General features: G+C 43.6%; 15 protein-coding genes. 1 reads left to right on the top strand and 14 read right to left on the bottom strand.

Annotation, left to right across the window (positions count from 1 at the left end; genetic code table 11):
• The first annotated feature begins 152 nt into the window (after positions 1–152).
• Positions 153–992 (top strand): MurR/RpiR family transcriptional regulator, encoded by an 840-nt coding sequence (locus tag HMPREF0833_RS07680; RefSeq protein ID WP_013904419.1) that lies wholly within the window; start codon positions 153–155, stop codon positions 990–992.
• A gap of 97 nt (positions 993–1,089) precedes the next feature.
• On the opposite strand, the gene HMPREF0833_RS07675 is transcribed toward HMPREF0833_RS07680, so the two are convergent.
• The 14 genes from HMPREF0833_RS07675 to adhE all read right to left on the bottom strand — a co-directional run bounded on the left by HMPREF0833_RS07675 (position 1,090) and on the right by adhE (position 14,333).
• Positions 1,090–1,977, bottom strand: coding sequence for an ROK family protein (locus tag HMPREF0833_RS07675; RefSeq protein ID WP_013904418.1), 888 nt, complete (start codon positions 1,975–1,977; stop codon positions 1,090–1,092).
• A 15-nt stretch (positions 1,978–1,992) separates the two neighbouring features.
• A complete protein-coding gene (locus tag HMPREF0833_RS07670; protein WP_041818400.1) occupies positions 1,993–2,910 on the bottom strand; it encodes a dihydrodipicolinate synthase family protein in 918 nt (305 codons plus the stop codon).
• Positions 2,911–2,941: 31 nt separating this feature from the next.
• On the bottom strand, positions 2,942–3,589 hold the full coding sequence (locus HMPREF0833_RS07665) for a DUF624 domain-containing protein (protein ID WP_013904416.1): 648 nt from the start codon (positions 3,587–3,589) through the stop codon (positions 2,942–2,944).
• 21 nt (positions 3,590–3,610) lie between these two features.
• A complete protein-coding gene (locus HMPREF0833_RS07660; protein ID WP_013904415.1) occupies positions 3,611–4,063 on the bottom strand; it encodes a YhcH/YjgK/YiaL family protein in 453 nt (150 codons plus the stop codon).
• 74 nt (positions 4,064–4,137) lie between these two features.
• Entirely contained in the window at positions 4,138–4,977 is an 840-nt protein-coding gene (locus HMPREF0833_RS07655) for a carbohydrate ABC transporter permease (protein WP_003002334.1), read from the bottom strand.
• Between the two features lie 15 nt (positions 4,978–4,992).
• Positions 4,993–5,880 (bottom strand): carbohydrate ABC transporter permease, encoded by an 888-nt coding sequence (locus HMPREF0833_RS07650; RefSeq protein WP_013904414.1) that lies wholly within the window; start codon positions 5,878–5,880, stop codon positions 4,993–4,995.
• A 182-nt stretch (positions 5,881–6,062) separates the two neighbouring features.
• Positions 6,063–7,379 (bottom strand): extracellular solute-binding protein, encoded by a 1,317-nt coding sequence (locus tag HMPREF0833_RS07645; protein ID WP_013904413.1) that lies wholly within the window; start codon positions 7,377–7,379, stop codon positions 6,063–6,065.
• 138 nt (positions 7,380–7,517) lie between these two features.
• Positions 7,518–8,216: an N-acetylmannosamine-6-phosphate 2-epimerase gene (locus HMPREF0833_RS07640; RefSeq protein ID WP_013904412.1), complete on the bottom strand. Its 699-nt coding sequence runs from the start codon at positions 8,214–8,216 to the stop codon at positions 7,518–7,520.
• Between the two features lie 169 nt (positions 8,217–8,385).
• Positions 8,386–8,772: a hypothetical protein gene (locus HMPREF0833_RS07635; protein WP_041818399.1), complete on the bottom strand. Its 387-nt coding sequence runs from the start codon at positions 8,770–8,772 to the stop codon at positions 8,386–8,388.
• A 158-nt stretch (positions 8,773–8,930) separates the two neighbouring features.
• Positions 8,931–9,983 (bottom strand): zinc-dependent alcohol dehydrogenase family protein, encoded by a 1,053-nt coding sequence (locus tag HMPREF0833_RS07630; protein WP_013904410.1) that lies wholly within the window; start codon positions 9,981–9,983, stop codon positions 8,931–8,933.
• A gap of 163 nt (positions 9,984–10,146) precedes the next feature.
• On the bottom strand, positions 10,147–10,470 hold the full coding sequence (locus HMPREF0833_RS07625; RefSeq protein ID WP_003009394.1) for a hypothetical protein: 324 nt from the start codon (positions 10,468–10,470) through the stop codon (positions 10,147–10,149).
• Positions 10,470–10,775, bottom strand: coding sequence for a hypothetical protein (locus HMPREF0833_RS07620; RefSeq protein ID WP_003002376.1), 306 nt, complete (start codon positions 10,773–10,775; stop codon positions 10,470–10,472). Before HMPREF0833_RS07620 ends, HMPREF0833_RS07625 begins: the two co-directional genes overlap by 1 nt.
• Before the next feature lie 13 nt (positions 10,776–10,788).
• Entirely contained in the window at positions 10,789–11,370 is a 582-nt protein-coding gene (locus tag HMPREF0833_RS07615; RefSeq protein ID WP_013904409.1) for a hypothetical protein, read from the bottom strand.
• 311 nt (positions 11,371–11,681) lie between these two features.
• The gene (gene adhE, locus HMPREF0833_RS07610; RefSeq protein WP_003015387.1) at positions 11,682–14,333 is read right to left on the bottom strand and encodes a bifunctional acetaldehyde-CoA/alcohol dehydrogenase; all 2,652 of its coding nucleotides are present in this window, start codon (positions 14,331–14,333) and stop codon (positions 11,682–11,684) included.
• Positions 14,334–14,485: the final 152 nt, after the last annotated feature.

The raw sequence follows: 14,485 nt of genomic DNA, 5'->3' as shown, positions 1-14,485 counted from the left end.
ATTGGTAGCGTTCTCTTCTTTTCTCCTATCCTGTTCCTAGTTTCAGTATTTCTTACTTGCTTTTACTTGAATAAAGCGGTTACCCATGTTATAATGTGTAATATATTATAGGAGCATCCTGTTATTTCATCTCGTGAGAAAGGAGGATTGCTGTGAAACAAGATCAAGATTTACGCACTATTATCGCCAGCCACGAAGCTGAGTTAACGGATATGGAACGCGACATTGCCCAGTACTTTTTATCATCCGAAGCACGACAGCACTCCCTGTCCTCTTCTCGCGTAACGGAGTTACTCCATGTCTCAAAGGCAGCTTTAACGCGTTTCTCTCAAAAATGTGGCTTCACTGGCTATCGGGAATTTGTCTATCACTTTAACGAAGAAACCAAAAATCAAAAACAGGTGCAAGAGCATGACGAACTCACTCTCAGTGTCTTGCAACGCTACCACCATATCAGTAACGTCACTGAAAGTCTGGTAAAAGATTCCCAATTAGATCGGGTAGCTGAACTAATTGATCAAGCGGACCGAGTCTATTTCTTCGGGATTGGTAGTTCCGGTTTAGTCGCTCGAGAAATGAAATTGCGCTTTATGCGCCTGGGGGTTGTTTGTGAAGCCCTAACCGATCAAGATGGGTTTACATGGACGACCAGTATTCTCGATTCCTCTTGTTTAGTCATCGGTTTCTCATTATCAGGAAGCACAAATTCCATTACAGACAGTCTTTTGGATGCCAAAGAAAAAGGGGCTAAGACGGTTCTTGTGACCGCTAATCCTGCTGCTATCCACCAAGGATTCACAGAAGTGTTACCGGCCGCACCCCTTCCTAGTAGTACCTATATCGATCGAATCTCTGCGATTTTACCACTCCTCATTGTGGTCGATTTGATCTATGCTCATTTCCTTAATAAAAGCCGAGAACAAAAGGAAATTGTCTTTAATAGCTACTGGGAAAACAAAAAGCTTTCTAGTCAACGTTCTCGAAAATCTTAATATGGTCTCCCTATTTAAAAAGCATGAAAGATCAGATTTTCTTCATCTTTCATGCTTTTTTTGATGAATCAAAAACAAGTCGCCAGCGCGACTTGTTTTATGTTCCATGTTTTTGTCTAAAGTGGTAGTAAGCCCCCAACATACCCGCGGCGTTTTGATGGTGGGCAAATTCCAAACGGATCTTATCTGCTAGGCTAGGAACGAGTTCCGCACACAGTGTTTGATAGATTTTAGGTTTCAGGATCGCTTCCTGAGCCATAATCCCCCCTCCAAGAACGATGACCTCTGGATTGACCACATAAACGATATTGGCCAGTCCTTTTCCAAGATAGGCCACCATCCGATCAATTCCAGCCATACAGATTTTATCTCCTTCCGTTGCCCGCTTGAAGATCCGACGACCATTCCACTGTTCCACAGGATCACCATGATGTTCTGCCACATACTCGACCAAAGCCGTCGTTGAAGCTAGATCCTGAAAGGCACCGTCTGGCAAATGAAGATAGCCAACCTCACAGGCTGAATTGCTAAAGCCATGAAAGACTTGACCATCGAGCAAGAGGCAACCGCCGATCCCTGTCCCAATTGTCAAGCAAACAGCATTGTTCGATCCTTTTGCATGGCCTGTAGTGACCTCTGCGAGACCGGCACAGTTGACATCATTTTCAATCTCGCAAGGGATCTGAAAGGTCTCTTCAATTTCCTTTTTGAATTGGGTGCCTGCATAGTTGGGAATTTGTGGGCCTGCATAAAAGATTTCTCCCTTATCAGGATCGACCATTCCGGCCGAAGAAATCGCAACCCCTGCCAAGGGATGCTTCTTCAAATAACGGGCTACGATTTCCTTTGTTGTGTTAAGAATGTGAGGTCCTCCTTTTTGGGCCTCCGTTGGCATTTCATGGGTCTCTAGGAGTTGCCCTTTTGCATCAGCTAGACCATACTTGATACTGGTCCCTCCGATATCAATTACAACATATGGATTCATCTAGACCTCCTTTGATCAAAGGAATCTGGCTTTTGTGTCCTGAATGAGTTGAGCAGCACGTTGAATCACTTCTTGATCCGCTTCTACTACTGGCGTCAAAGGGGAGCGAACAGATCCCAAGTCCAAACCTTCATTGATGCGCAAAACCGCTTTGATGACTGCATACATATTGCCATGAGCAGACGTCAAGACTCCGATAATATCATTGATGGCAAACTGCAAGGCACGCGCAGTCTCTAAATCTTTCTCAGCAATCAGCTGATTGAGCTTCAAGAAAAGTTCTGGCATCGCACCATAGGTACCACCGATCCCAGCATGCGCTCCCATGAGACGGCCACCTAAGAATTGTTCATCTGGACCATTAAAGACAATGTGGTCGTCGCCTCCGAAAGAAGCAAAGGTTTGAATGTCCTGAACAGGCATCGAAGAATTCTTGACCCCAATCACCCGTGGGTTTTTCAACATTTCCTTGTAAAGACTCGGTGTCAAAGCAACCCCTGCCAATTGCGGGATATTATAGATGACAAAGTCTGTATTGGGTGCGGCTGCACTGATTTCATTCCAGTAGTGGGCCACACTGTATTCTGGCAAGCGGAAATAGATCGGCGGAATGGCCGCAATGGCATCCACTCCTAGTTCTTCTGCATGTCGTGCCAATTCCACGCTATCCTTGGTGTTGTTGCAGGCTACGTGAGCAATGATGGTCAATTTCCCTTTAGCTACTGCCATCACTTCTTCCAAGATCAGCTTGCGATCGGCCACGCTCTGGTAAATACATTCGCCAGAGGATCCGTTGACATACAAGCCCTGCACACCTTTCGCGATAAAATATTCTACCAGCGCACGTACCCGCTCCGGGCTAATTTCTCCTTGGTCATCATAGCAGGCGTAAAAAGCGGGGATGACTCCTTCATATTTTTTTAAATCTGACATTTTTTCTCCTTTTGTCACTAATAAATTCATTTTATTCTTGGTACTGGGCGAAAATCTTTTCCATTAATCCAACTTGTGCAAAAGCCAAGCTTGAAAAGCCAAACAAGAAAAAGATCATAAGCCCCAATAGGAAAGCTAAAACTGAGCTTGCAAGAGCCATACATAGAAGCAAGAGAGCACTTCCCATGACAAAGAACCAAGGAAAATGCAAGCCTGTCACAATCATGGCTTTTTGCAAACACTCTTTCCAATCCAATTGGTAGCGGGCCGCAATCGGATAAGCAGCCAATAAGATCAACACAAGAAAGAGAAAGAGGCCTAAACAAATGGTTTTCAAAGCTTGGAAAGCTAGGGAAGTTTGCCCCCAAAATAAGAATAAATCAAAGAGACAAATACCTGCAACAATCAGTTCTAAACTTCCTAGTTGCAAGCCTATTTTCCAATTGTCCCGAAAAGCCTTCGCATAACTACGAATCACCGGAACACGACGCTGGTGCTTCATGGCAAATAAGGTCTGATACAAACTAATTTTCGCAATTCCAATCGTGAGAACGGGTAAACAACTTAGCACAAATAAAAGATTAACGGTTACCAAGTCAAGAACCTTCTCACTGATACGCATCACTACATTGTCCGTGTTAAAAACGGTTTTGATCAATCCTGCCCCCTTAGATGACATAGGCACTCCTTTCAAACGTGATCAATCGATCGCAATTTTAAATAGATATTTTTTCACGATATCTTCTTGCCCTGCATAGCCATTGGGTTGGTGAGGCTCCCTTGGAAAGAAAATCGCAAAATTATGATAGCCTAGATGAAGCGGATAAGACTCCTGACAATGGACAAAACCGATGTCCGATGCTTCATCAAATGCGATAGCCTCACCTGTCACACGAGATCCATAACTCGAAAACTCATGCCCTTCTACTAATAAATGCAAATCGGCATATCTTTTGTGGTGTTCAAAGCGATCATTTTCTGCTTTGTTGAGGGTATTTTCTTGAACGACGAGAAAGACCTTATCCCCATCAATATCGTATCTCCCCAATTCAAAAGAATCCTTCCGATGCTCATAGAGAAAGTCAATGGCCTGATCCAGATTGGGGTGGATTCCTTTGTAAAAGGTGATGTTTTTTAAATCATCAAATATCATATTCTCATCCTTTCGATACTTCTCAGCCTAGCAAACCGATCTGTACACAACTATCGTTTGTCCAAGCAGACGACTTATCCTTTGACCGCTCCCATGGTAATCCCTTGTGTAAAGGATTTTTGGAACACGAGGAAGACCGTAACGATTGGCACTGCAGCTAGGGCTGCCCCAGCCATGATCAAGCCATAGTTGGTGGCCATTTCAGCCTGCATGGTCGCAACCCCTAGTGAAATAGTCAAGTTTTGACGAGAGGTCAGCATTACCAATTGCATAAAGTAGTCGTTCCAGGTGTTGATAAAGGTAAAGATGGCAAGGGCTGCAAATCCCGGTTTGACAATTGGGAAGGCAACGCTCCAGAAAGTTCGCAACTCTCCACAACCATCGATCTTAGCAGATTCTAAGAGTTCTGTTGGGATGTTTTCACTAAATTGCTTCATCAAGAAGACCCCGAATGGCCATCCAACCAATGGTAGAATAACCGCTGCAAGGGTATCATGGATTCCCATAAAGTTAATAATCCGTACCAATGGAACTAAGACAACTTGTTTAGGAAGGGCCATGGCCGCGATAAAGATAGCAAAGAGAATTCGTTGCCCATAGAAGCGTTTCTTAGCCAAGACATAACCTGCCAAGGAAGAGGTCATACACACCAAAAGCATGGTTGCTAGAGAGATGAAGACACTATTCCACAACCATTGTAGGGCTGGGTTTTGTACCATCAACTGTTGGAAGTTTTCCATGGTTGGTGTCTTTGGCCACCATTGAGGTGGGATCATGATGGTATCTGGTTGAGACTTAAAGGCCCCTGTCAAAATCCAATAAAATGGGAAAATGAACAAGACTGTCAAAAGGAGCAAAATGATCGTTGAAATCACTGTAAAGGCAGTGATGGGTTTCTTTTGTGTTGGTTTCATCTGAGGCTCCTTTCTTTAGTATTCTACGTCGTTTCCAAGGATCTTGAATTGCGCAAAACTGATAATGGCAATCATCACCGCAAGGAAGACACCCATGGTGTTGGCATAACCGTATTCAGAGAGTTTAAAGGCTTTTTCATAGAGGTAGTACATAAGGGTACTCGTTGAGTAGTTAGGACCACCAGATGTCAACAATTGGATCAAGGCGAAACATTGGAAAGAGTTAATGGTCGTGATGATGGCAATGTACAAAGTTGTTGGCAACAAGCTTGGCCATTTGATCTTCCAGAAAACTTGCAGTTCTGTCGCACCATCCACACGCGCGGCTTCTACGAGGGAATTATCAATATTTCCCATAGCAGCGATGTAGAGGATGATCGGTTGACCAACTGAAGTGGTCAACAAAATAATGATGATGGCCATCAAAGCCCAGTGTTTGTCCCCCAACCAAGAAATGTTTTGGTTGATGACATGTCCAGATTTCAATACAAAGTTCAAAATCCCTGATAGTGGATCATAGATCCATTTCCACACAACCGTTACCGCTACACTCCCTGTAACAACTGGAAGGAAGAAGACGAAACGGTAGAAGGAACGTGCAATCGCATTTTGATGGTAGGTCTGAGAAGCCACAAACAAGGAGAACAATACGACGATCGGAACGGATCCGATAACGATGATGACGGTATTGATCAAGGACTTCACAAAGACCTTATCCGCAAACATACGGGAATAATTTTCTAAACCGACAAACTTAAAGGATGTCATAGAATAGTTGAAGAAACTTGTCACAAAGCCCATGATCATGGGTGCTAGGACAAAGACCGTAAAGAAGAGTAAAATGGGTGCTAGGAATGCGTAGGAAACGAGTGTCTCCCTCATTCGGATTTTGTTTACCTTCACAGTAAGGCACCTCCTAGTGTTCTTTTTCTATTTTCTTTTCTAAACATATCTTACGACTTAAGAAAAGAAGATCCAGAAAGAATGAAGACCCCTTCGTTCCATTCCAAAAAGAGAGATACGGATTCGAAGGGGCCTGCAAATTCTCATTTCTATGAAAGACTTAGGTCCGCTTCATAGACTGATTATTTTTTCGTAATGGTTTCGTTTGCTTTTTCAGTAAAGGTCTTCAAAGCTGGTTCTGCTTTTTCATCCCCGTTTGAAACAGATTGCAACATTGGGAACCATAGGGTCCGCATTTCTGCAAAACCGTCGATTGTGTTGTAGTATGGTGAGTAGTATTTTGTCCAAGTGCTGATGGTTTCCATCCGTTTGTCATCGTACAACTTACCAAATGAACTACGAACTGGGAAGGCTCCTGTACGCACAACATCTTTTGGACCCCATTCTTTGTCGTCTGCGATGAACTGTACAAATTTCTTAGCAGCAGCAATTTTCTTTTCATCTTTATTATTGAAGACGGCAAATCCATTGACAAGGTATTCCAATTTTGGCTTGCCTGAGTCAGATGGGAATGGCACTTCTACTACTTCGACCTTACTTGCATCCAACAATTTAGCTTGGATACCGTTTTGTGAAGGCGCCCACAAGATGGTGTAAGAAGTTTGACCATTCGCAAAGTTTTGGATGTCTGCTCCACCATCGAATTGAGAACCATTCATCATCAAGCCATCATTGATCCATTTAGAAGCTTTTTCCAAACCTTTGACAAATTTCGCATCATCGGTTGTATACTTGGTTACTTTTTCATCTGTAACAGAACCGCCGTAAAGGTTAGCAATGAAGGCACGAGTTCCTTGGTCTCCACCTTGACCATTACTGAAGAGTGATCCTGGTGTGTAGCCTTTGTCTTTCAAGGCTTTCAAGACTTTTTCAAAATCGTCTGTTGTCCAGCCTTCTTTGACAAGATCCAACACGCCTGCATCTTTGAGCATTTTCTTATTCATCGCCATGTAGAATGGTGCTGAACTAATTGGATACATGTAAGCTGTGTCGCCTGCCTTGCTGGCTTGAATGATATTTTCATTATTGACATCTTTGACAAAATCTTCGGTAAAGAGATCGTTCAAATCAGCCAATTTTCCATTTTTACCATACTGAATGATCCGTCCAGGCGCATCAAAGAGCACATCTGGAGCAGTTCCTGCTTCAATAGCCGTTGTGATCTTTTCAGGACCTGACTTGAAATCAATCGTTTCCAAATTCACGTGGATATCTGGATTCGCTTTTTCAAAAGCTGCAATAATTGATTTTTCGTAGGTTCCGACACCATCTTCTGCTTTTTCTTGAGTAAAGACTGGGAACGCCCACCAGGTAATTTCTGTTTTACCAGAATTTCCACCAGAAGATTCTGATTTTGATCCTCCGCCAGAGCCACAAGCTGCGAGTGCTAGAAGAGCTGCACCAGCTACCAACGAGCACAATACTTTTTTCATTTTCATGTGATTTCTCCTCACAATTGCGGTAAGATTACTCTTACAGGGGGTTATCCTCAATGAGGACGCCTATTCTTGTTCTTGTTTCAGATTCGACTACTCTCTATTCGGTCTCCTCCTCCTTCAATCTACTGTTTTGTTTTCTCAATTTAAGGCCGCGACGAAGCGCTCTGTAATCTCTTTTGGTCGGGTAATGGCACCACCTACAACGATGCCGCGAACCCCGAGATCATGGATTTTCTTGGCCTGATCCGGATAGTGGATCTTACCTTCTGCGATGACATCCACTCCTGCTTGGCAGAGGCGATGGATCAGTTCAAAATCTGGACCATCAACCTTTGGACTGTAGTCCGTATAGCCCGAAAGGGTCGTTCCGACAAAGTCCACTCCCGCTTCGACAGCTGTCAATCCTTCTTCCAGAGTAGAGATATCAGCCATCAAGAGTTGGTCTGGATATTTCTCTTTGACTTGATGGATAAAGTCACTAATCAAAAACCCATCATGACGCGGACGTTTAGTACAATCAAGCGCAATGACCGCGATATCCAAAGCTGCCAACTCATCGACTTCTTTCATAGTAGCCGTGATAAAGGGTTCTTCAGGTGGGTAATCGCGTTTGATAATCCCAATGATCGGCAACTTGGTCACTTCCTTGATTTCCTTGATATCCCGGACACTATTGGCTCGGATTCCGACAGCTCCACCCTGCTCAGCCGCTTTGACCAAGAGAGGAATGACTCCTCCTGCTTCTGTATAGAGCGGTTCATGAGGGAGGGCTTGACAAGAAACAATGATGCCATCTTTGATTTGTTCAATCAGTTCATCTTTTGTAATCTTTGACATAACTCCTTCTCCTTTGATAATAAGGCAACTCGAGTACTTGTAAAATGATTATAATCTATTTTTGAAGCGCTTACAATGTTAATCGTGTAATTGGATTATAGTTTCACATTTTAGAAAAAATAAAAAGATCCCTGAAACTAGTTTCAGGGATCTAGGACATGATGATTCCCTAGGCCATCTTTTGAGTTGCTTTTTCCTTTACGACAAATACAAAGCCGATAGAGCCGACGACGGCTCCAAGCAAGATCCAATAGACCATATCCGATGAAGCAATTGGGCCTGCCAAGAGACCTGCTAGTAAAAAGAGATCGATATACAGTCGGGTATCACGATAGAAGGTCCAATTGAAATGGTAGCTACCTTCTGGATACTGACGTGTCGATACAGGTGGTTGAAAGACCTGAAGAAGGATCAAAATCCCAACAAAAGCAAGATAAGCTAGGCTAACTACCGAAAGCGGAGCTCGCATCGTCAAAGCTACAGCCGCTAAAAGCAAGACTAAGATCCAGAAATGGAAGTCCATCCAGAATTCACGATGATAACAAAACCGTTTCATAAGATCACACCTTTCTCTTTATGTAATCGTTTTCTGCACTTCTATTATAAGATAATGAATTTATTTTGCAAGGAATCATCTGCTATTTGGGATTGAAAATAGGACCAGAATATCTCTGGTCCGTCTAAAAAAACTATGAACAAACATTAGTTGCCACTTCATTCACTGATATCGTTTTCGATAATCACCTTGAGTGCATGGTTTTCACCCGCATGTTTAAAGACATCATAGGCTTTTTCAACTTCTGAGAGTTTGAAGTGGTGGGTGATGAGCTTAGTCGCATCAATCTTACCTGATTTCAAGACATTGAGCAACATTTCAGTGGTATTGGCATTGACAAGACCGGTGTTAAGGGTAATGTTCTTGATCCACAAATCGTCCAAATTGAAGCTAACTGGTTTTCCGTGGACACCGACATTGGCAATATGACCACCGACAGAGATGACGTTTTGGCAGACATCAAAAGTAGCAGGATAGCCCACACATTCCATGGAGATATCGACACCACGACCTTCGGTCACTTCATTGATAAAGGCCTTGATTTCAGCGATATCACTTGAGCAGATGGTGTGAGTTGCCCCAAATTTCTTGGCTGCTTCAAGACGAGATTCAGACAAGTCTACCATGATAATCGTAGCAGGTGAGAAGAACTGAACGGTCAAGAGAGCCGCAAGGCCGATTGGACCAGCTCCAACGATACAGACATTATCGCCTGGTTTTACATGAGATGGAAGCACCCCAATTTCATAAGACGTTGGGAGAATATCTGAGAGCATGACCAAAGCTTCGTCATCCACAGTTTCAGGCGCATGATAAAGACTACCATCAGCATGTGGAATGTGGACATACTCTGCTTGGGTCCCATTGATTAAGTGACCCAAAATCCAACCACCATCTTCACAGTGAGAAGGCAGACTACGTTTACAGTAGTAGCAGGTGTTACAAGCTGTGACACAAGAGATAATGACCTTGTCGCCCACCTTGAAGTTCGTAACCGCATCACCGACTTCTTCGACGATCCCGATTCCTTCGTGGCCTAAAATTGTGCCTTCCTTACAAGCTGGCACATCTCCTCCTAGGATGTGGAGGTCTGTCCCACAGATGGTTGTCTTCAAGACACGCACAATGGCATCCGTTGGATTTTTGATCACTGGTTTTGGTTGATCCAGCAGTTGCAGATTGCCTGCAGATACATAGGTTGCAGCTTTCATAAGAGACTCCTTTTCTTTGTTGGTTTGATAAAACCATTTTATTTTCGTTTATTTGTGAATATTATAACATACTAAGCAAACGCTTACAAGAATTTATGAGCATATTTTAAAAAGTTTTTTGAGCAAACAAAAACATTCCTCTTATCTCTACCAGAGGAATGTTTCAATCACCTTGTTCTAATTGTTGACGCTGCTTGTAGTACTCTTGCTGTTCGCGCTCACGCTCTTCTTCTAAGCGCTCTTCATAGCGCTTGAGTTCTGCCTCAAACTCTTCTTGCAAGGCAAATAAACGCTCCAAGCCACTTTGAGCCTCCGCACTTGGGGCTTGAAAATGTAGGGCACTCAGCCAGTCCACTAAATTTTCTGTATGTTGGCGAACATCCATACGCATATCCGCATAATCCCACTCCAGCTCACTAAGCTTTTGATTGAAGCGGTAATGTCGATCTTCTAGTTGTTCCAATTCACTATTTCCTGAATGGTACATCACATACCTCCTTTAATCGGACTCAATAAAATCGGCTTCTTCACTGATTTCAGTGCTGTTTCTACCGCGTCCGCTGCTCCTCCTGTAAATCCATCTTTCAAATCACTAACCAGGGTCGTTGTAGCAAAAGAGCGCATCTTTTCAGATTGACCGCCCAAGGTTACCTGCAAACTCATCCCTTCCAACATCATCAAGGCTTTTTGCGTTGCAATCAAACTTCTGATCGCAATCCGCTCTTGCTCCTTTTTAATCTCTCGATGGAGCTCCTCAATTCGTTCTCTGTCCTCTCCCAGGATCTCTAACATCTTTTTCTCCTACTTATGAAAAATCAAAGGCCGTCGCTTGTCCCTTGTCCAAGTCCACCAATTGAGCTGATGCAGCCTCCAACTGACCCGCCAAATCTGACAAGCGAGTAGAGTAGGCCTTTGCTTGGGCGAGGTTCTCCTCCTCTACTGCTTGGTCCCAACAAGTATCCATGGAGAACTCCCCTAATAGTTGCTCCACTTCTGTGTCTGTTAAAAATTGAGCCATACTGTGGGCCATTTGAGACACCTCAGCAACTTTATGGGAAACCATCTCCTTGGCCTCTTCCAGTTTATCCTTGACCTCTGCCTCAAACACAGTGGCTTGCGCTGAAGCATTCTGCGCTACTGCCAGCACTAATTTCTCCCGCAATTGAATGGTCTGGGTCCCAGACGCACTCGCTAGTTGCTGATGGAGGCTAGAAATGCTGGACGATTGCCCACTACCTTGACCAGGCCTTTCCTGCCCATACATGGAGACCACCGAAGCAGATGATGGCTGATTTTCTGAAGTGGAAGTTTCCTGATCTCTTTGGGGTATGTCAATAATTTTCTGTGCCTGATCTTGTCTTCCTTGCACTTCACCTTCTAACTCCATATGAGATGGCCTCCTTTCTAAGTTCCTTATTATTTGTTTCCTATAACTGAAAAGCTATCATAACCCTTCAACTACAAGCAGATTCACACATTATAGGGTAACATAAATTAGCTCGCAATGCTATAAAAATAGCACAGATTATTAAAAAAAGTCTAATTTTCTATGAAAGAAAGAGAATTCCAACCCTAAATTGCCAAGATAAAGTCGATTTTACAATTTCCATAGTCAGCATAAAATTTGAAAATCCCATCAAAAATCCCCCACTCGAAAGAGTAGGGGTAGCTGATAAACATCAATAGTTCGTTAGCGTCTTATTTACGACGTCCTGGGCGTTCCTTGTAACCATAGTAAGCATCTTCGATGATTTCTTGCATATGGTCTACCATTGGAAGACGTGGGTTAGCTGGTGAACATTGATCTTCGTAAGCAAGGAAGGCCAATTCACGAGAATGTTTCTTCCATTCTTTTTCATCGATTCCTTGTGCTTTGAAGTTCATTTCGATACCACAGCGTTCACCGAGTTCGTATACAGCTTTTGCGTAAGCTTCAACGGCTTCTTCTGGAGTAGAACATGGAAGTCCTAGCATACGAGCGATATCTTGGTATTTTTCATCTGCACGGTAGTAGTTGTACTTAGGCCATGTAGCTGTCTTGGCTGGGCGTGTACCGTTGTAGCGGATAACGTATGGAAGCAAGATCGCATTGGTCCGTCCGTGGATGGTGTGGAATTGCGCACCGATCTTGTGGGCCATTGAGTGAGAAATACCGAGGAAGGCATTGGCGAAGGCCATACCTGCGATCGTTGACGCATTGTGCATCTTTTCACGTGAATGGAAGTCCGCATTCTTGACTGAGCTTTCCAAGTTTTCAAAGACAAGTTTAATAGCTTGAAGAGCAAGACCATCAGTGTAGTCACTTGCCATTTGTGATACGTAAGCTTCAGTCGCGTGAGTCAATACGTCCATACCAGTATCAGCAGCTACAAATCCAGGAACTGTCAATACCAAGGCAGGGTCTACGATGGCAACGGTTGGCGTCAATGAGTAGTCTGCGATTGGGTATTTACGGTTGTTTGCTTTATCAGAGATAACGGCAAATGGCGTTACTTCAGATCCTGTACCAGATGTTGTTGGGATAGCGATAAATTTGGTCTTCTTACCAAGCAATGGGAACTTGAAGGCACGTTTACGAATATCCATGAATTTTTGTACAAGGTCACGGAAGTCCACTTCTGGTTGTTCATAGAAGAGCCACATTACTTTAGCCGCATCCATTGGAGATCCACCACCAAGAGCGACGATGGTATCTGGTTTGAAGGCACGCATGATCTCTGTACCACGTTCAACGGTTGTGATATCTGGATCTGGTTCTACGTCTGCAAAGATTTGGTAAACCACCTTGTTGCGACGAAGGTCAAGCTGTTCGATGATACGATCAAGGAAACCAAGCTCTACCATAGCGTGGTCTGTAACGATCATGACACGTTCAACGTCACGACATTTTTGTAGGTATTCAATTGAATCACGTTCAAAGTATGTTTTTGAAGGAAGTTTCATCCATTGCATGTTATTTCTCCGGCGTCCGACTTTTTTGATATTCAAGAGGTTGATGGCACTAACGTTGTCCCCAACAGAGTTGCGTCCGTAAGAACCACATCCAAGTGTCAATGATGGCAAGAAGGCATTGTAAACATCCCCGATACCACCGAAAGTCGAAGGAGAGTTGCAGATAACACGAATAGCTTTGACTGCTTTACCAAATTCTTTGGTCAATTCTTCATCAGCAGTATGGATGGCTGCTGAGTGACCAAGACCGTTGAATTCAACCATTTGGCGAGCTTTGTTAATTCCGTCTTCACGGCTTTCAGATTTCAAGACAGCGATGACTGGTGACAATTTTTCACGAGTCAACGGTTCTTTTTCACCAACTTCTTTACATTCTGCAGCAAGGATATTGGTTCCTTCTGGGACTGAGAAGCCAGCTTGTTCAGCGATCCATGCTGCTGGTTTCCCAACGATGTCCGCATTCAATTTCGCACCCGCACAGTTCTTGCTGTTCGCTTTTACGCCGAAGCAGAACTCTTCAAGAAGGGCTTTTTCTTTTTTGTTAACAAAGTAAGTGTGGTAAGATTTGAATTCTTCAACAAACTCATCGTAGATTTCTTTATCGATGATGACCGCTTGTTCAGACGCACAAACCATTCCGTTGTCAAATGATTTAGACATGACGATATCGTGTGCTGCTTGGCGGATATTAGCTGATTTTTCAACATAAGCAGGTACGTTTCCGGCACCGACCCCAAGAGCTGGTTTCCCACATGAGTATGCCGCTTTCACCATGGCATTCCCACCGGTCGCAAGGATCGTAGCAACTCCTTCATGGTTCATAAGGGCACTGGTTGCTTCCATAGAAGGTTGGGTAATCCATTGCACACAGTTCTCAGGTGCTCCAGCTGCAATTGCCGCATCGCGTACGATTTGTGCCGCATGAGCTGATGATTCTTGAGCAGATGGGTGGAAGGCAAAGACGATAGGGTTCCGTGTCTTCAAGGAAATCAATGCTTTAAAGATTGCTGTTGAAGTAGGGTTTGTTGTAGGAGTGATCCCGCAGACAACTCCGACTGGCTCAGCAATTAGCGTTAAACCAGTGACGTCATCTTCTGAAATGACACCAACTGTCTTCGTGTGACGCATGTTATTCACAACGTGTTCACAAGCGAACAAGTTCTTGGTCGCTTTGTCTTCAAAGACCCCACGACCAGTTTCTTCATATGCATGAAGAGCGAGTTCACCGTGTGCGTCAAGAGCAGCTACAGATGCTTTCGCAACAATGTAGTCCACTTGTTCCTGATTCAATTTGCGCATTTCTTCAAGCGCCACCAGCGCTTTTTGCACCAACTCGTCTACGTGTTTTTCAGCAGCGAGTTTCTTTTCTTCAGGTGAGAGAGTTTTTTTATCAGCCATTTGATGCTTTCCTCCAATGTTTGAAACCCTTATCCTTTTCTAGAACTTTTTCATGTTTTCGGAAATTTTCAAGAATAGTGTAAGAAATTTCGTTTTGTTAATTATTTCACAATATAATTGTACTCTATTTTAAGATTTTTGTAAACACTTCC

Source organism: Streptococcus parasanguinis ATCC 15912 (assembly GCF_000164675.2).
Lineage (GTDB): Bacteria > Bacillota > Bacilli > Lactobacillales > Streptococcaceae > Streptococcus > Streptococcus parasanguinis.
This window is presented reverse-complemented; position numbering and strand designations above follow the sequence as displayed.

Bases quoted from the DNA above. Each gene is read 5' to 3' on its own strand.
- HMPREF0833_RS07620 (WP_003002376.1), bottom strand. From the start codon at position 10,775: ATGTTAGAGATCCTGGGAGAGGACAGAGAACGAATTGAGGAGCTCCAT.
- HMPREF0833_RS07615 (WP_013904409.1), bottom strand. From the start codon at position 11,370: ATGGAGTTAGAAGGTGAAGTGCAAGGAAGACAAGATCAGGCACAGAAA.
- HMPREF0833_RS07675 (WP_013904418.1), bottom strand. From the start codon at position 1,977: ATGAATCCATATGTTGTAATTGATATCGGAGGGACCAGTATCAAGTAT.
- HMPREF0833_RS07640 (WP_013904412.1), bottom strand. From the start codon at position 8,216: ATGTCAAAGATTACAAAAGATGAACTGATTGAACAAATCAAAGATGGC.
- HMPREF0833_RS07660 (WP_013904415.1), bottom strand. From the start codon at position 4,063: ATGATATTTGATGATTTAAAAAACATCACCTTTTACAAAGGAATCCAC.
- HMPREF0833_RS07645 (WP_013904413.1), bottom strand. From the start codon at position 7,379: ATGAAAATGAAAAAAGTATTGTGCTCGTTGGTAGCTGGTGCAGCTCTT.
- HMPREF0833_RS07635 (WP_041818399.1), bottom strand. From the start codon at position 8,772: ATGAAACGGTTTTGTTATCATCGTGAATTCTGGATGGACTTCCATTTC.
- HMPREF0833_RS07625 (WP_003009394.1), bottom strand. From the start codon at position 10,470: ATGTACCATTCAGGAAATAGTGAATTGGAACAACTAGAAGATCGACAT.
- adhE (WP_003015387.1), bottom strand. From the start codon at position 14,333: ATGGCTGATAAAAAAACTCTCTCACCTGAAGAAAAGAAACTCGCTGCT.
- HMPREF0833_RS07670 (WP_041818400.1), bottom strand. From the start codon at position 2,910: ATGTCAGATTTAAAAAAATATGAAGGAGTCATCCCCGCTTTTTACGCC.
- HMPREF0833_RS07630 (WP_013904410.1), bottom strand. From the start codon at position 9,983: ATGAAAGCTGCAACCTATGTATCTGCAGGCAATCTGCAACTGCTGGAT.
- HMPREF0833_RS07655 (WP_003002334.1), bottom strand. From the start codon at position 4,977: ATGAAACCAACACAAAAGAAACCCATCACTGCCTTTACAGTGATTTCA.
- HMPREF0833_RS07665 (WP_013904416.1), bottom strand. From the start codon at position 3,589: ATGTCATCTAAGGGGGCAGGATTGATCAAAACCGTTTTTAACACGGAC.